Below are 20,026 nucleotides of genomic sequence, written 5' to 3'. Positions count from 1 at the left end.
CTATGGGTTTTTGATATCGAAGTCTTTATGAAATGTTCCATCTTTTGAAACAATAACCGTAAATTCCGTTGGTCGTTGTGTTCCTGCAAACGCGGGATAAATTTCGACCTTAATTTTAGAATTAGGATTATCCAATTTTAATTTGGTAATCTCTCCTTCCATCTTATACCACTCACCATAACTATTGCTAGCAGGATCCTGAGGAAAATAATTTATCTGTTCACTAGGGCCATTCCATTCTGATTTTGCCATATGCCCTCCTGCATCTGTAGCTTTTCCATCCTTTACATTCTTGGCATGAGCTTGTGCAGTTTCATTTCGAACTCGAGGGTTTATACTTACATCTTCTATGGTAATTAGACTTACTCGTCCCAGGTTATCAGTTTCATAAATAAAATTATTATCAACTATATATTTGAAATCTTTCAGCAGTGGGGGATTTATGTTTATCAGTTTATTCCACCCATTTCCAATACCGCCAACAGCCTCAATTCTGTCAGAAAATATTTTCGCCCAAACATTCCCATCCTTATCTATAAGCTCCAATGCACCACTTGCATTTCTTTTAATTGACATGGTAGACGGCAATCTATCAATGTGTTGGATAAATTCGTTGTACCTCGCAGGAGAAAACATTCTTAAAAGATCATCGTTAACTTCCCGTGTTAATCTGTTCGACAATTTTCTAGACTTTCCAAGAACAATTGATTTGTTGCTAGTCTTCAATAAAGGGTCGTGAGTTGGTATCAAAGGATATTCATCCAATAAACCATCAGGCTTTGCCTTATACCAGCTACCAGTCTCAATAAATCCATTGTCATACAACCTCATTTCTCCCACAGAGCCGACAACATCACGACCTAATATTTTTGATAACTCCAATGCGCTTTCAGCATCATTACAACTTAGAAGTCTGATGGTTTTCCTGGCATCAACACTTTCAAGTCGATTTGCTAATTCTGCAGCTGAAATCGTTATACTCTGACCACCTTCCATTAAAATAGAGAATGTGTTTCCACTGCTGGCGTGTATAATGACATCAAAAAAGCCATCATTACTATTCTTACCCAACCACGAAGCTGCGTTTGATAAATCTTCACCAAGAGTGAGTACATCGTCTAAAATATTACTGCTACTTAGAATTCCTTTTTTACTAACTACATCTCCAAGTACATTAACAGCATTTTTTATTTTTAGTCTTTGAGCTTCATCTAAATGTCCCATCTGCGAAAGAACCTGTTGGTCCTTGTCAAGCATTGTCCTTAACCCTTCAGCTTGCCTAAGAGTTAGCTCATATAGTTTCTCAGTGCCTTTTAAATTATTAATTTCATTAGCTAGATTGACTGAATTTGAAACAATTTGCTCCGTTGTATTATTTAGTAAGTTATCCGCCTTCTTTATAGTACCTACCTTACTTGCTTGTGTGATTTCTGCTAAACTCGCGACACCGGTTGCTATACTTGCAAGATTAAATACTTTTGCTAACTCCGGGTCCTCTACCTCAAAAGCAGTACCGGCCATACTTGCCACTGAACTAATCTTATCCGCATAGTATAGCACTTTTCCAAGCTTGCTTAACTGTGCTAATTGTGCACCAGGTATCAGTAAAGTACCTACATCTATACCGGTTTGAATTAACTGGCCAGCTGTCTGATTATCCCCAACCACACTAGCATAATGTAGTGTTAAGGCAGGAACTGGGATTGCTAGTAACTTTCCATCTTTATCCTTCTGTGAATAATCCCTTAATAGATCTTGATTTGATTTATTAGTAAATATGGTCAGATCAAAAGGTGAAAGAGTCTCAGAAGCAACTGTTGCTGAAGAAACTACTCCTTTTTGTATATCTTGATTAATCTTAATCGTAGATGGGCTTCCCTTTGTATCAACATTTTGAATAGTGGTATTAATGGTGACATAATAGTCGTCAGTATCTATTATAAATGGCGATGCTCCTTGTTTTATATCTGACCAAAGTCTTCTGAAAATGCCTTGATAATCATATTGAAATGCATACTGCCTTTTATCTATCTCATCAAGTTTAAATCCTTCCAAACTGGCCTTGTACTCAGTCATTTGAGATTGAAATTTCTTAGATCGATAGTATTGCTTTAGCAATGCTAGCATTAACACATTCCTGCTGTCCCCACTAAAAAGAAATTTGCTGTCGTCTACGCTTGTAAAGAGTACTTCCCAGAGGCAAATAGTTTCCTCATAAGTTAGTTTTGAAGAACCATACTCATCGCCACTGAAAGTTCTTACCCTAACTTCACACTCCGTTTCAAGAGCTGTTATAAACTTATCAGCATCAAATGTTGAAGGGGTATATTTTATCAGCTTTACTATTGCCTCTTCCGTTTTGCCGTCAACCCAGAAGTGACTCAATAGTGATTTAATTGCAAACAACCGGTCTGCATCAGATAGTATACCTGTCTGCTGCAATTCATCCTGACTCGCTCTAATTACACAATCATAAATTTCCTGATCGCTTTTATTACTCGATAGACTTTTCAGGCATTCTATGTTCTGTTTAGCAGCATCTGCTGTAGACCTCTGAAGACCAATTAAAAAATTTCTATAAAAGGAATATAAGACAGCATTATGCTCAGAAATATTCTTACTCCATTTATTATACTCGCTACCTTCATTCGCTACAGTTTGAGTTGTGATATTTTCAATTTCCCAAGTACCCCCTACGCCAAACGCATCAGATATTTTATCAACAGCTTCGTCTGGCAAAACCACCTTAGCACCTGCCGCCAATTTCTTCGTAATTGCCAAAACATCCCACATATCAAACCACGAAGCATATTCTTTAAAGAAAACTGAATACCTGTTTTGATACTCGGCAAGTTTGACTATCAAGAATATTTCTGGTTTCTCATCATGCGGAATATTGGTTAGTCCCTGAAGAAGAGTCGTAAAACCAAGAAATTGCTTAACGTCTATATACTTTCCTCGGATCATCTCCTGTTCAAAGAGCGAGATCTGTATTTGTTCGTCACCAACAAGACCAGCGCCATCTCTATAGTTGGTGGCTTTAGCATCAGGCTGATTTTTTCCAAAAAGGCCTAAGCTTTCAAATTCGCTGGATGTGATTGATAGAATTGGTGTTGCTTGGTTATTGAAATCTTTAGGTGAGGCAACCGTAAACTTATAGATGGCGAAATTGTTACCTTCCCGCACACTTGGTAAACCTATTACTATACTATTGTCATCTTGATCAACCGCTGGCTTTTGATAAGTATAGTTTTTATATCCATTAAAAGTACCGCCGCTAAAATCTGCCCAATGTTGCTCACCACTAAAAACAGGTTCGCCCACATTCGGAGAATCTTTAAATCCAATAAGTGTACCGGGGATTACTTCGTTATATGAATCATTGGCTATACCGTGAAAGAATATAGGGTATTTATCCTTTGGAAGAATGATACGCGAACCTGCCGGTGTCAGATAAGCAAAGTATTCACCTTTGCCGTTTATAGATAGATTACTACTCAACGTAGCAATTACACTCTTCCCCTCTTCATCCTCTTCAAACAACCCTACCACTATATCAGGATAACGCATCTTATCCCACTGGTATTTATATAGTTTGTTACCATTCGGATAATCCATCAGGTTATCCGTAGCACCTCTTGTAAGCGTGAAGTTTGGCTCCTTGAATGTATGATGCAGGCTGAAGGTTCCATGGCCGAGTTCGTGGGCCATCGTGCGTACGAGTGCTACTTTATCAGAACCGTGATGGTCTACAAAAATAAATCCGACCTGTTTTCCGCGTGGCATATAGCCCAAGCCATTGCTGCTCTGGGGATTGCTAACCAGGAATAAATAGAGTGTCTCGTCCTGCAGGTTGCCGAAGGCTTTGATCACCGACTTCATGTCGGATGTATAGTTGGAGAGCAGTTCGCTGTCACCATCGTCAAACGGATCACCTAATCCTGTTACTGTGATCGGTGCGGCGATGCTTACTTTCCAATCTACTACTGCTTGCTTATATATAGCATTGAGCGAATCTTCGATTATTTGTGCTGTGAGTCCGGAAGGGAGTGTTGTATTGTTTACGGGAACGATCACAACGGAGTTTGAAATCTTATTATAGGACACCACATTAAGCTTGCCCAGCACTTGTACTTTGCCTGTATCGGATGCGCTATATACTGCCAGCAAGCCTTCTTCCGTTCCATCACTTCCACCACGGACGGAAAGTGTCGTCTGATTATTGGCAAAGGGTTGTGCCTGTAACACTATACCACTTTGTTCAAATTTAATCTTGCTATTGTCTATACCAGTGCCACTCAGTAAGGCTGTTACCACATCTGTAACACCTCCTGATGCAACCGACTTCCAGGCAACAGAGTAGTTCTTCAGCTGTTCATAATCTTTACCAATTGCGTCATGCTTACGTTCATCAAATCCATATTGCATACGTCCATTGGCAGCAAACTTGAGCGTAAGATTATACTCACGGTTTCCTGCTTTTGCAGCGACATCAGCTGTAACCTTATGTACATTCCCCTTTTTATCTACCAGATATCCTTTGCCATTATCATCTTTTATAGCAGCAGATGTACCGACAGGCAAGCGTGTTTCAGTTCCTTTACTATCAACAATGACAACGGTTCCGTCATCGTCTTTATATACAGAGCTTATACCTTCTTTTACAGTAATCGCAGTATCGGCTACAAATGAATTTGGATCAAATTGTTCTGGCAAATTTTCTTCGATGGTATTGAGCGCGGAGTCTGCAGCGTTCAACACTTCAGTAAGATCATTCATGGCATCCAGTACTCCGGAAGGAATGATATCAACCGCTGCTCCGGTAACATTCATATAGCCATTCACCATCCGGAGTTCTTTACTTACCGTGATGTCTGCAAAGGATGTTTTTACTTTCGCTTTGTTGAAGTATGGAACTTCAATCACACCTTCGCCACTGAAAATACCATTGCTACCCGTAACTTTTGTAAGTTTCACATCGAAGTCGCCAGCCTGTATGATATCGCCCGCCTTTAGCGAGCCGGTAAGTTCTTTCGGATCAATGTTGAATGTACCTATAGGAGCTCCACAGGCATACTCTGCTTCAGGTAATGGATTGGTAGTAATTTTCGATACCGCAGAATATTGACCATCATAAAATCCGCAAGTAGCGGCTACCTGGTATTCATATACTGTGCCCGGCTTGAGCGAGTATATATCCGCATTGGTTGATGTTACACTGTTCTCATACCAATTGGTTGTACCGGTTTCACGGTAGCGGACTTTATATGCTGTGTGGTTGAATAAGCCATCCCACGTAAGGCTGAACTTTGACGTTCCGATCGAGCCCGCATTTATACCGGTGGGCAGATCACAAGCGTCACCATATACAAAACTGATAACTTCGCTATAACCGTTATTCTTGAAAAGATCAAGCTCATCTACTCCTGATATACTTCTGGCGCGAACGCGAAAGGCATAACGTCTGCCCGGCTCCAGCGGTGTTTCTGCAGGACCATATACAACGGTAGTGCTACTGGTGGTGGTCTCAAATATAGGAGGTGATGTGAGGATCGCATCATTTGGATTGCGGGTCGATGGCCATACCTCCACCATCGTAACATCATAGCTGGTTGTAAATGCTGAGTTTGGAGAACCAGTATGACGTGGTGTCCATTGCAGTAATACGTTTTGCGGAGTCTGTACTTTCAGTTTCTCATTCTGCCGTGGAAGGTTTACGATAGGAGGATCATTTAATATCATCCATGCCGTACCGCACGCTGTGTTGGAAATTTTTGCTCCGCGATTATATTCAAGCACTTCAAAACAGAACTGGTATACGCCTTCCGGTAACTTTCCACGCTGGTCATACTCCCTCCGTGAAATACCCTGAAAGTTGAGGTTGTTTGAATTAAAATAGTCTGCAAGATCGGTGCTGATCAGACGTTGCGAAACACCACCTTGTATACTGATTGGTGCAGGTCTGTACTCAGGCTTTGTCTCTATAGTAACACCCTGCCCCACGATGCGTAGTCTGAAGCGCACATCCAATTGAGGGCGCGCTATATCTGCCAGAAAAATATTTAATGCCAACCGCTCGGTCCCTGACTCAACATAGTCAGATAGGTATAGTGAGTATGGTGGCGTCAATTGGACTGTAGCCTGAACAGGATATACTTGAGCAAATGAAATCTTGCCTACAAACAGGAATAAAAAAAATAAAATCGATTTGAGTGATTTCAAGTTAACGTGTCGATTAAAGGTCCAATCAAATTCAAACAAAGTATTCAAACTATATATAAAAAATTACCGGAGTCCAAATGAATAACTATATCCCAGTGTCCCTGTAAATTCTGTGAATTCCTGAGCGCTTCCTTCTCTATTGCTACTCCTGTTTACAACCACCAGGCTCAGATTAAGATTATGTTTCTTTTGGACAGATATACTTCCATTTACACGTCCGTTCAAAACTGTACTTACACGTTCTGAATTTGTATAGGTATTGTTATAGGAAGACGATAATGTTGTTCTCAGCTTCTTCTCAAAAAAAGTTTTACTTACTGCAACGGTCGGCCCCAGTGTTTTCGAGCTTACATCAGCGCCCTTGTTTAGCGCTGCATTTAAAGAAACAGATACCATCATATTTTGAGGTACAATACTCAAAGCATAGGCGGTATTTACGTTATAGAATTGGGTGCCGGAGTTTTGTGTTACTTCTCCCTGTTTGTCAGCTGCATCCTGAAATGTAAGATTGCAGTTCAATGTCTGGCGTTTGTTTTCATTCTTGCCAAACATATACATAGCTGTTACGGTAGCGTTTTGTGAGATCTGTGTATAGTTCAGTGTATCGAGGTTATCGTAAGGTGTTAACTGATTTACATCTATAAATTGGGAACGGATGTTGGTATAGGTTTGGAAATTTGAATATGAAACACCAAGGTTTACTTTTTGTGTGGGAGTATATCCTATATTAATCGAACCAACCGCCCTGCGCATCGTGCTGATTTTAGTCTTATCAAGGTTATCACGCTGCGTACCTGCGCTTACGGCTACATTCATCTTTCCTTGCAAAATGGCGACTGCACCATTAGCCGTTATGCTTTCAAGGTCATTATTGAAATAATAAGAACCCAACGTGCGATACTGCGGATCAATGCGTTCATAGGCAACACCCAGCGCATAGCCGTCCTGTTGGTAATTAAGAGATGTTTTAAATGCCTTATAGTAGGAAGACGAAATTCGTGGTGTATATATAAACTTTGCTTTGGCAAGCGGATGGTCTTGGTCAGCCTCGGCCGCTCGTGTATCGCGTGAAAGCGCACTGGCGGAGATTTCCGCCTTTACAAGAAAGTGTTCAAACAACGATTTTCCTGCAGCTATACTCATCACGAGATTTTCCTCCGGAAGTATGCCTTGATCTTCCGGTACAAACTGGATGGAATTAACTTCGTCCTGTGCATGAAAGGTGATTACATCTACAAAATTACTCCCGTCACCGTAGCTGGCTTTAAACCCATAGCCCATCCGTTTGAATGCGGGGGTTGCTACATTTTGTAATGTTGTATCACTATTGGGTTCTACAGCCTTCAAAAAACGGCCGTATAGCGCACTAAATTTAAACTTGCCTTCTGGAGCGAGATCTATACCTCCACCCAGAAATATATGTCCATTAACAGTATATGGCGAAAACGTCATGCTGGTATATCCTGCATGAGCCGTAATCCATTTATAGGTTGGATGAAGACTATATTGATTGAAAGGTTGTTGAAAGGATGTATTTTGATTGGAGATTGAAAAGCTCAGAGGACAACTCCAGCCATACAAGGAGAAGTTAATGTTACCAGATGCATAGTAAGAATAGGGGTCACGCCGAGATTCTATACCACGTACTCCATATACTATTTGGTTTAGAGAGATACCACCAGTAATAGATAATGGTTTTTCCTTTCCGATCGATTCCAGGTTCTGGGCATTTAGGATCGAATAGGCTATAATGCAAAACACAGTCAACAGTAGAGATTTCACCAACAGGGCAGAATTAGGTATAACGTACTAACTACACGTAAATTAAAAGCATAGAAATAGAATATAATGAGCAATTAGTATGATATTCTTACACATCACAACAAACTACCGTGTGCGCACCACTGCCCTAAAAGATTGGTTATATCAACCCCTGCAAGTTCAATTTATTACATACTTCTATAAACCTTACGTGGCAATTACTCCGGTATATAGCTTGGTATAAATGGGGGTCTGTACAAGGCTATGTCATACCAGGAGGCATAACAGCCTTTTATCTTTCCGTAAAGATATATACTACCGTTGAATATCAGCGAGTTACTGACCCTTTGTGATGCCTGAGTCAAGGCGGATGATAATATACTTTCCTATAGCACGCCCTTGCTCCTGGCCTGCTTCAATAGCATCTCGGAAATGTATACCTCCGTATAGGCGGGAAATTGCCGCTTCACTCGCAGCCTGACGAAATGACACAAATGTACGTGCAGGCAATCCAAAATATTCCTCGGAAGTATCGGTAAACCCAAAATTGTCGCCGAAAAGATGCGTTAGCACTTCTGCACTTGCAGTGGATATAACACTGTGGCCACTGGTATATTCCGGAAATGGTGGCGTTTGTAGCAACGGGCGCCATGAAGGATCCATATATTTATTGATAGCGGCTTCAGGACGAATGCGATCACTGGTGTACTTCTCATTCCAACAACTAATAAATCCATCACACAACGTAAGGGCTACCAGTACATGAGCAAATACAGTTTTATCCAGCGGAGCTTTTGCCTTTCGGCACGCAATACCTGTAATACCAATCCAGTGTCCTCCTGGTGATATTTTTTTTATGCCCATAGCCATATGCCCGGAATAGGTAACAGCAAACGGATTACAGTCCCAAAATGCGGCTATAGATCTTTGCTCGGTTGTCAAGGTATTCGATGTCACATGCACTTCCTGCATAAGCTTATAAAAACCGGACTCTTTTCCCTTATCAAAGGGAACTGGTGGCCGTGGAGGGAATTGAGAAGCTGAATCTAAAAAGAAAGGGCGTATCGTTTTCCATTGCGGCTCTACTGCCGACATATACTCCGGAGGAGTCGGATACCAATGACCTTCTTCCCTGGTATTCGGATTATAGCGCTGCCAGGTGCTTAACTTTAGATAGCCATCCATTTTGGCGAAGGCGGTGACCTGATCCGCTACGTTCTTCGCGAACGCTATATTTTCTTCAATATCAGTTTCTGAAAGTTTATGCTTTTTCCTATAAAGTTTTACCAGTTCAAGTTCTCTTTCCTCAAGGCTATATCCCGAAGGAATCATCTGCCTGCCAACATCCAGCATCGCATATATAGCACAGAAACTCCTGGAGTAATGAGCAGGCAATACATTGAAACGAAATCCTGGATTTATCCTGAAATTTTTAGCAATGTCAACTTGCAAATTATCGGCGGCATAAATTGCTTCGTAGGCGCCCAACATCGCGTATGCGTAAAATCGACTGGCCGCTGGTGGATTCACGACATCATGTAACATCACCTCTGACAAGTAAAAAGTATATTGCGTAAACTCCTCAACATACTGTTTGTCCTGCGCTGCCGTAAACCCATTCATACACGTCAGCACTATAACTATAGCAAGTAGTCTTAACATCATTTGTTATTCACCTTATAGGCCGCTACACCAATATTATTCACTCCTGCCAGTAAGTAATCGTCATTTCCGATCTTTACTATTCGCAATGATTTCACATCACCAATAACAGAAAGCCCCGATACGTTTTGTGGTATATATTGAAAATTACCTTTACCATCACCTTTAAATAATTGTCCATAATTTGCATCCATCATTCCAAGGCGAACACGAATAGCACTTTGGTTCCCTGCCATTAACAAATCTGGATTTCCATCTTTATTATAATCCAATACCTGGATGTCGAAAATAGGAGCATATTGTGCTTCCGTGGGAAGTATCTGTTTTTGAAAACTGTCCCCTTTGTTCAAAAATAAAACGGTCCGCAATTCCGTAAGTCTAAGCGTCTGCGCTGCTTTCAACTCTGTTTCACTAAATATACCCGTGAGTGTGGCATCTGCATAGGACGCATAGTTTGTGAATTTCTTTCGCATCGGGTATATCTGATCCAATAATTCATCACGACTTGGAAAAGGGTAAGATTTATGCTGAATATAGTATGACATGATCGGATCTACAGATCCGTTCTTGTCGAAATCTCCATAGACCATTGTAACAGGTTCATCACGTGAAGCCTTGAGTTGAGAATTAAGACCAAAATTACCAACAATCAGATCAGGACGTCCGTCCTTGTTAACATCTGCTATAGAAAGCCGATTCCATAGTCCTTCTTCAGGGGTATAAAAATACGATGCGGTTGATTCCTTAAATTCTTTTCCTTGCTTATTTATAAAAATCCGAACGGGCATAAACTCTCCAATAACAATCAAATCCAGAAACGAATCATCATTTATATCGACCCAGGCTGCGTCTGTTACCATTCCCGCCTTTGCAATTGAAGGAATGATTCCCTCTGTGGCATCTGTAAATTTGCCTTTGCCATCATTTAATAATAGATAACTTCTCGGTGATACAGGATACAGACCGGGAACTATACGTCCGCCCAGGAAAATATCAAGATCGCCATCCTGATCTACATCAGCAACACGTGCGCACGATTTTGATGTTCGCAACACAGGAAGTGCATCCGTTGTACGGGTAAACTTACCATTACCATTATTAATATAGAATCGATCCTGCAGCACTTTATCATTCTCTGCATAATCCAGATATCCACCACTGACAATGTATAAATCCTGATCACCATCACGATCAGCATCAAAGTATATAGCATCCGCATCTGTGCATGAAAAATCTTCCTTGTAATTCCAGTCCAAAGATTCCTGAAAATCACCATGGCTCGTCTGGATAAATTGCTTTCCAGGGCTCTCCTTGGTTCCTCCTATAAATATATCTGTAAGGCCGTCACCGTTCACGTCTGCAGTTGCCATAACAGGACCGCATACAGACGGCATCGTATTCATCAAAGGTTGCCGTTTAAAATCATTCAATCCATATTCTGCATGACGATACTGTATTGGTGACGTTACCTCTGTAAAAAAAGGCGCTTCCTTTTTTTCACCTCTGGCAACGCGCTCTGCAGAAGCCTGACCTATCTCAATACGCTGATTTGCTTTCACATTGAAAAGCGTTGAAGTCGTTCCGTTCAGCCAATATACTTTGATTGAATCAATGGCTGCGTTATTTCCTAAGCCAAAATGCAAAACCGGACTTACAGAAGATTGATATCCGCGCGTTGGAATTTGCTCAACGTATTGAGCCTGTGCCCCCGCATATATATATACCTTACTTCCTATTGCCCTTGTATTTTTACCAATGCCGTTAAGCTTGATCGCGATATAATTTTTATCGGGGAATTGATCACGTACACCATTCCGGTATATTGAAGCATCTTCATTCTGATTATTAACAATTAAATCAAGATCACCGTCATTATCCAGGTCTGCATATGCCGCTCCGTTCGAAAATCCTTTTTTATCAAAACCCCAGGCAAGACTTTTGTCACTAAACGTTACGCCGTGGTCATTGCTGAATATATAGTTATGAAGCGGTGTAGAGGTCATTGAACTAACCAACTGAAGTGTGTCCGGTTTTTCACCGTCTATGGCTTTCTTAAAATAGTAATCACCTTTATACTTCAAAAAATCACGGTTCGTATAATCGCGAAAGTACCCATTGGTTACAAAAAGATCTTTCCAGCCGTCATTGTCGTAATCAGCAAACAGTGGAGCCCAGCTCCAGTCAGTATTAGATATACCGGCAAGCTGTCCCACTTCGCTAAACGTTCCATCGCCATTGTTAACATGCAACATGTTCCGCATATTTTGATGGTAGAAACCATTTAAAACCATCAGCGCGTATTGCTCATAGTTCTCCGGACCATATAATAATTTCTGTCTCTTGTTATCTTCCGGAAGCATGTCTGTTGTAAAAATATCCGGCCAGGTATCATTGTTGATATCATTTATATCACATCCCATTGAGAAATGAGATATATGCTGAATATACTGCTGCAGTCGATCTGTAAAGGTGCCATTTCCATTATTAATATATAGATAATCAGGTTCAACGTAGTCATTAGACACATAGATATCCTGCCAGCCGTCTTTATTCACATCTGCTACAGCAACGCCCAATCCAAAACCAAGGGCATTTGAAAGTATACCTGCTTCCGTGGTTACTTCGGTAAAATGGCCGTCATCATTTCTGAACAGCTTATCACCTGCATACGGATGTTTCACCGTACGAGCCTGTGCATATTCAAGTTCGCGAATTACCTTTACGTTAGTTGCCAACAAAAAAACGTCCAGGTCACCATCACGATCATAGTCAAAGAAAGTGGCTTGCGTTGAATACGAAGGGTCGTCCAAACCATACTCCTTCGCTTTATCCTCGAATGTGAGGTCACCTTTATTTATAAAAAATTGATTTCTTCTTTTTTCAACATCGGTTTTACCCGAATAACATACATATATATCAAGAAGATTATCTCCATTAATGTCTACCATCGATACTCCTGACTTCCACCCTTCACGGCCTTTTACACCTGCCAGTTTTGTTATTTCCTTAAACTTAAAATTACCAAGATTAAGATAGAGCTTATTATACTTCATATTTGAGACGAAGTATATATCCTCTAATCCATCGTTATTTATATCCCCCACTGCTACACCACCACCGTTATATAGATTCTCGTACGTAAGTGCATTGTTGCTTGCATCCTCGACAATAACATTTTTAAAATCCACTCCTGTCTGAGAAGAGGATATAACTTGAAACAACTTTTTATCCTGTGCAAAGCCATCTAAACATAGCCAGTACTGAATTACCAAGTATACAAAGCCTGTGCAAAGCCACGTTAATAACTTTTTACCTTTTTTCATTTGAGTCGGAATTTTGCGTTGTATCAAATGAAATAAGAGGCTGAGTTGCATACTCAGCCTCTTATCAAATTTATTTGCTAGAGATCTATTGATCCCACCATACTTTTGAACTCCATGTATCACCACCTGTCAACGCGCCAACTGCAATTTTATAGTTTACTCCGTTGAGAGTAGCTTCTGTTGTTGGATATGGTTGTCTGCGGGGAATCACACCGCCTGAAAAATTACTGGTATATACTACGGGGGTCAATACCGGGTAGCCAGATCTTTTCCAATTGTTCCACGCATCGGTGAAGTTCAATTGTGAACCAGCGGTAGCCCAATATTGCTCGTTAATCATTTTCAATGAATTATCAGTTGTAGATACATCCAATGGGCTTGCCGCAGCGAAAGCAGTAGCCGTTGCAGAACTAATTGTAGCATCTGCACCAAATGGTGCCAGCGATAACAAAGCTCCAGCCACTCCGTTGCTATAGTGTGTTGCAGCCGTAGCGCCAACGCTAAAGTCTCTTACAGCAGCTTCAGCAAGTAATAATTCTGTCTGTGCATACGTGAGGATAAATACAGGTCCATTCAGGTTTCCATAGATCGTTGTCTTCGGCCTTGAATATTTACCTATAGGAGTAAAATTATCGCCTGCGCCTGTACCTCCGGGATAACCTGGAGAAGTTGATATATCTGTACTACCGCCATTAAGATCATAACCGTTCGGCAAACCCAGTTGTATATCAGGATCTGAATCGCCTGCAAGGCCTACAGTTTGATTCGCAGTTAATCCAGCTTGCGACACCTCGGCTATAACACCCAGGCGAGGGTCTTCATTGACAGCTAAGTAATCAATGAATGTCTTGCTCCATCTTAACTGATAAAAATCAGCAGCTGTCGTGATATCACGCGCATAATCATTTCTATATCCATTGGCGTTATCGCAAATTATATAGGCATCATCGGCTGCACTTGCAAATGTACCACCAGCAGATGCTTTTTCTGCGTAGGTTTTAGCAGTTGCCAAGTCTGCCTTTGTAAGACGCATAGCCATACGAAGCATTAATGAATAACCAAACTTCTTCCACTTTGCGATATTACCAGCATATATAAGGTCAGCAGAAGGTATAGCTTTAGTCTCATCCAAGCTACTGATGGCAGCATCCAGATCAGTCAAAAGTGCTGTGTAAAGTTCCTGTTGAGTGTCATACACCGGAAGTGTTGTACCTGATTTCGCCAACAACGCTTCGGAGTAAGGACAATCGCCATACATATCTGTTATATACTGGATATTGAGCACGATCATTATTCTGCCAATAGCATTAACGTTTATCAAGTTTGCATCTTCATTGGTAAGATTTACCATTTCCTTCGCGAGACTTGCTGATCTATAGCAGCTATTCCAGCTTCTTCCCATATAGTCATTTGTACTACCCGATGATACATATTTGTCCATGTTCGTATAGTAATTAGCTCCACCGGAAGAAGTAGATGCCCAGATCTGAACCCATCCACTTTGAAAAAGTGTAGGCCCGTTGTACCCCATGGTACCATCGAGGTAATTCCACTCACTCGTTGACAAAAAGTAATTTGCATCAAAATTAGCGGGCGAAGATTTTGTAGGATCTGTATTCAGTTCGTCAAAATCTTTGGTACAACTCGCCAGGCTTATGACAAGTGTAAACCCTAAGTATATATAAAGTTTTTTCATCTGTTTATTTTTTTTACTCCGAGTTTCCTACGAATAGAAGCAAACATCAAAGTCTATTATTTAAATTATTTCATTGCAGGTAGCGAATATATACTCGCCTTTCTGTTGATTATTTAAACTTAAAATTCAGGTTTACACCATACGAACGAGTTGATGGTAAACTTGTACCCTCGATTCCATAATATTTAACGTTGGAACCAAAGCTAGCCTCTGGGTCAATGTTGTCTGCCTTTCTCATCAAGAAGGCAAGGTTACGCGCAACAAATGATACCTGAACGGAACGTAAAACAGGAACACGTTCAAATACAGATGCAGGAACTGTATAGCCAAGAGTAACCTGACGCAGCTTGATGAAATCACCATCTACAACACTGGAGGACGTGATCCGTTGAGCCACTGCTTTATAATAATCCTGAGGAGTTGCTGTTGTTGTATTTGCAGCTCCGCCTTCCAATACTCCGGTTGTTATACCTTCTTCTCTTCCGGTAAGGGTCATCTTATTTAGTCCTCTCAGGATAGAGTAATATTCAGTAGCAGAAAGAACTTTGTTACCAAAATTATAGTCAATCAGGAAAGAGAAACTTACAGATTTATAGCTGAACTCGTTGGTAACACCGCCATACACTTTTGGCAAAACGCTTCCCATCTTTACCAAATCTCCTTGTACGGGAAGTCCTGAAGCGTCAACAATAATATCACCGTTAGCACTTCGCTTATAATCATAAGCAAGTATCTGCGGACCTGCAAAACCTTTAATATAGGCAGTTACCGCATTACCAAGCGTTCCACGGTTGCTGCCCAAGGTTTGATTTTTACCTTCTGAATCTGTTTCAAGTATTGTGTTTTTTACAGTCGTAACGTTTGCTGTAATATTCCAGGTAAGTGAATTGGTTTTAATAGGCGTACCCGTCAATTGAATTTCGAGTCCGGTATTTTTTGTTGAACCTGTTCCCACAAAACCACTGGTATACCCTGAAGCCGAACTAAATGTAGCCGGCATGATTTCGTTCTTTGTTTGACGAGTATACCATGACACATCTAACCCTAACCTGTTTTGAAAGAACTTGATGTCCGTACCAAACTCGACTTCCGTTACTGTGAATGGTTTTAAAGAAACGTTAGGAAGATCTGTACTAAAAGAACCGGTAGGTATACCGTTGAATGCGCTTCCCAATGAATAATATACTGCTGTCTTATAAGCCTCTCCTAAATCACCGCTGGTTTTTGCCCACGATGCGCGCAGTTTTCCAAAACTAATGCTTGGTATATTAGCCAGTTCAGAGAAAATAAAGCCAGCAGAAACTGAAGGTGTAAATATTTCTCTATTATCTGTCGGCAACGTAGAGTATTTATCATATCTGCCAGTAGTGGTTAATGTAAGAAAGTTCTTATACTCCAGATCTGCTGAGTAGTATGCAGAGTGTACTTCTGTTTGCCAGAATTTATAATTATCTCCTGGGTTCGTGTTAACATTCAAAACATTGCTTAGCGTATATAAATACGGGAGCACAAAATTACTACCTGCTACACGTTCATATTCATACCTATTTTTACGAAGATTGGCTCCCACCAAAGCGTCTAACTTCAGATCGGTCGTCAGATTTTTTGAGACACCTAACAAACCATCAACGTTTAACTCGTAAGTTAACGCAGAAGACAACTCTTGTAAGTTACCATGCTGACTTGTAGTATATGCTGTTCCCCAAGGCTCTACTTTAAATACACGATCATTTTGTTGATCATATCCAACGCGACCTTGCGCATATAGCCAATCGGTAAAATCGTAACGTGTTGTTATCGAAGAGATCAAGCGCTTTCTTCCTACATTGTTTACATACTGATTTACTACAAACCATGGATTGGTCGCATATTCATCATCTCCATAACGAGTTTCAAATCCGGTAGTAGAATTATAGCCTGGTGCCAGTATTCTCTCATCTATATTGTTTGCAAGGAACAATCCATTATTAGCATTCATAGGGCCATCACTTAACTGAGGCCGGTTTTTAGATTGCTCATCTACATAGTTTGCTGTCAAGTTAACGCTCAGCTTATTTGTAATCTTTTGTTCCAAATTCAAATTTATAGTCTTTCTGTCGAGACCACTATTACGAACAATAGAACTGTTATCTAAATTAGAAAGTGACAAACGAAATGAACCGCTTTCACTTCCTTTTGACACTGACACCGTATTCGTAAAGGATGATCCTGTTCTATAAAAATTCTTGATGTTATTTTTAGAAGCAGAGTACGCATACTGATTACCATCGAACTGAATCACCTGACTCCCGTCTAACTTCGCTCCCCAACTCATACGAGATGTAGCCTGAGCTTCTGTGGCATTAGCAGGCTTAGCGCCGTTTAAGCCTTGTCCATATACATACTGGAAATCAGTATAGTCTATAGCTTTATCGGCCATGTAGTTCATGTTATACTCAACCGAGAAATCACCCTTCTTTCCTTTTTTTGTAGTTATGATAATAACACCATTTGAAGCTCTCGCACCATATAGCGCAGAAGCCGACTGACCTTTTAAAACCGTCATCGTCTCGATATCATCAGGGTTCAGGTTTCCTATACCATCGCCGTTGTCAGATCCGCCCCACTCACCTGCATTCCCTCTTTGAGTGTTATCCATTGGCACACCATTGATTACAAATAATGGAGAACCACCGCTGTTCATACTAGGCATACCACGAAGAAGTATCTTTGCAGTACCGCCTGGTCCACTGCTTGTGCCCTTAACATTTAAACCAGCCACGCGTCCTTCTAGTGATAGGGCTACGTTGGTTTCCCTGGCCTTGTTAAGTTGCTCACCATTTACTGTAGATATAGAGTATCCTACTTTGGCAGCTTCCTTTGTAATTCCAAGTGCCGTAACCACAATTTCCCCGAGCTGAGTAGCATCTTCAACGAGAACGACATCCACGGTAGTTTGATTACCGGTTGGTACTTCCTGGCTTGTATATCCGATGAACGAAAATATTACCACTGCATTTTCACCCGCATTAATAGTATACTTACCATCTGCATCGGTAGAAGTTCCAATGGATGTTCCCTTCACTATAACATTGACTCCCGGCAATGGAGAACCATCGCCTTTCGAAGTAACTGTACCACTTATCGTTCCACTCTGACTTCGCGCTGCATACGCAAAACAGAAACATAAGGCAAAAGCCAACACGGTCTTTACCCTTTTTCGTAGATGTTTCATCATAGATTATTGTATAGTTAAAAATTAAGGTTGTTTCTCAGGTAGTATATATTGTATAGCAATTGAAATGAGTTGCCTGATTGACCCGGTGCGACTTGATTGTGTGTTTTAAATTCAGAATTAACCCAAACCAAATCATTAAAAACGTTTTCATAAGCCTTATGAGCAGATAAGGCTAGTCGCACCAGGGCAATGGCTATAAAATCTTTTCTTTGAATACTGAGTGAGAGGAAATAGAGCGCAAAAAAAACACTGGCATGTCGGGTATACTCATATTGAGTACTCTCATGATGTTGCTCTGACCGGAAAAAAGTAAATGAATTATCGTAGCAATGATCCATTTTGGTGGTTTGCTACTAAACGCGGGCTTAACATGAATCTAATCCGGGTAACCAAAAAATATTTTTGATTTCACATCACAGACACATTATAAATAACACAACAACATATTTAACCCAAATAATATTTCAGATTAATCTTACTAACAAAAACCACCTAAATGGGTATTTATACTCTATTTTAAGGTATAGTTGAATGATTAATTTATATCCCAAAAGACAATACCATTCCGGGTATCTTTGGCAGCAACTGCCTGATAATTATTATTGAATGTCTTTTCATTTGTTGGGTAAGTAAGCCGGCTTGGTGGCAACTCATAGCCCGTTAACGGTGAAGAATAAAAATCTAGTTCAGGATAATTAGTCCTGCGAAGCTCCGACCAACTTTGAACGGACTGTAAAAATCCAAAGTGTACCCACTTCTGCGTCCAAATTTTAGCAAGCTTCTCTTCTTGCGTTCCTATATATTGGGCAGATATCTTGCTTGCTATAAAATTATCTTTTGCTTCTTGTGATGGCGGAGTGAGCGTTTTACCAGAGCTCTGATTTATAGTATTGAGGTAATAATAAAAATCTATAGACTTCCGTACTCCGGATGAATATGCTTCTTCGGCATTTCCACCACCCCACCGCTCATATGCCTCAGCTTTCAAAAAGTCTACTTCGGAAGAAGTCATTACCACGCCTGGAAGTTTAGCATTATATAAAAATGTGGCAGAGTCCAGGATTGCAAATTTATCCAGATTGAGTTGTTGCTCGGTGCGTGATAAGGCAACAGGCATCCCGCTATATTCAGTGTTAGCCATAAACTGACCATTTAACATTTGACCGTATTTATCAAACAATACAGGTATACGCAAATCCCCTACAGGCTTAAGCACTTCTTCCAACATATAGTATGGAGCTGGATAGTTTGTCCAATCTGTAAATGCTAAATGTAAATCATCAACATAGCTTGTGAGCGGCTGTAAAAGTACATCGTCTTCATCAGGCAAGTATTGCGCATCGGCATCACCGATTAATGGATAGGTAGCAGGATCGTTTAGCATCGTCTGCACTTCCTGCATCGAACGTGCTTCATCAACAAATGATATCCGCATGAGTAACCGCAGACGAAGTGCGTTAGCATATCGTTGCCATTGTCTCAGATCTCCACTCAAGAGTATATCTTGCTTGGCGAACAAAGCTTGCGTAACGTTCGACAACGATGCGGAAGAAAAATACATGGCTGCTTCTTCCAATCCTGCGAGCACAGTGTTATATATTTCAATGTCGCTATCAAATTTAGGGTAGACAACTTCACCGGTTTTATTGAGCATGCCGGCTTCACTGAACGGTATATCTCCCCACAGATCAACCATTTGAGCGGTTTGTTCATATAGCACTACTTTGGCAGCCTGAACAAATACCTCCATACTTTTCTGTTCATCTGAGGATAACGCTGCATACGCTTTTTCTATCTCCCGATACTGCGCCACTACACCGGCACCATTGGCACTGGGTCTGTAAAAGTCATTCCAACGATCCGTTATATAGGCTTCGTTCTGTTGATATACTGATTCACTGTTCAAGAAACCTACGGATTGGGTATATATACCAATATGCCAGTTTATGAACGTACTGACTTCCCAATACATAGGACGTACCCGATTATTGTTGAGCATCTCGGTAAAAAACTGATCAATGGAGGCGTCCGTTGTACGATCCGGATTTAAGTAACGATCATCCAATTCATCTTTACAGGAATTAAATAAACCAACTACAAAAAACACTACAAGCAATATGATCTTTCCTCTCTTCACGTTCCCTT

At 40.7% G+C, this 20,026-nt stretch carries 7 protein-coding genes; all 7 read right to left on the bottom strand.

The window, feature by feature from the left end; translation table 11 throughout:
* Positions 1–6,222: a fibronectin type III domain-containing protein gene (locus B5Y40_RS05425; protein ID WP_079685666.1), complete on the bottom strand. Its 6,222-nt coding sequence runs from the start codon at positions 6,220–6,222 to the stop codon at positions 1–3.
* A 63-nt stretch (positions 6,223–6,285) separates the two neighbouring features.
* Positions 6,286–8,007 (bottom strand): hypothetical protein, encoded by a 1,722-nt coding sequence (locus tag B5Y40_RS05420; RefSeq protein ID WP_079685665.1) that lies wholly within the window; start codon positions 8,005–8,007, stop codon positions 6,286–6,288.
* A 312-nt stretch (positions 8,008–8,319) separates the two neighbouring features.
* Positions 8,320–9,648, bottom strand: coding sequence for a vanadium-dependent haloperoxidase (locus B5Y40_RS05415; protein ID WP_245840477.1), 1,329 nt, complete (start codon positions 9,646–9,648; stop codon positions 8,320–8,322).
* Positions 9,645–12,968, bottom strand: a complete 3,324-nt coding sequence (locus B5Y40_RS05410; RefSeq protein WP_079685664.1) for a VCBS repeat-containing protein — start codon at positions 12,966–12,968, stop codon at positions 9,645–9,647. Before B5Y40_RS05410 ends, B5Y40_RS05415 begins: the two co-directional genes overlap by 4 nt.
* 85 nt (positions 12,969–13,053) lie before the next feature.
* On the bottom strand, positions 13,054–14,664 hold the full coding sequence (locus B5Y40_RS05405) for a SusD/RagB family nutrient-binding outer membrane lipoprotein (RefSeq protein WP_079685663.1): 1,611 nt from the start codon (positions 14,662–14,664) through the stop codon (positions 13,054–13,056).
* A 109-nt stretch (positions 14,665–14,773) separates the two neighbouring features.
* Complete coding sequence (locus tag B5Y40_RS05400; RefSeq protein WP_079685662.1) at positions 14,774–17,881, bottom strand: SusC/RagA family TonB-linked outer membrane protein; 3,108 nt, start codon at positions 17,879–17,881, stop codon at positions 14,774–14,776.
* A gap of 535 nt (positions 17,882–18,416) precedes the next feature.
* On the bottom strand, positions 18,417–20,018 hold the full coding sequence (locus tag B5Y40_RS05390; protein WP_079685660.1) for a SusD/RagB family nutrient-binding outer membrane lipoprotein: 1,602 nt from the start codon (positions 20,016–20,018) through the stop codon (positions 18,417–18,419).
* Positions 20,019–20,026: the final 8 nt, after the last annotated feature.

The organism is Ohtaekwangia koreensis (assembly GCF_900167975.1).
Lineage (GTDB): Bacteria > Bacteroidota > Bacteroidia > Cytophagales > Cyclobacteriaceae > Ohtaekwangia > Ohtaekwangia koreensis.
Note: the sequence above shows the minus strand (reverse complement) of the source record. Positions and strands in the feature narration are given on the sequence as shown.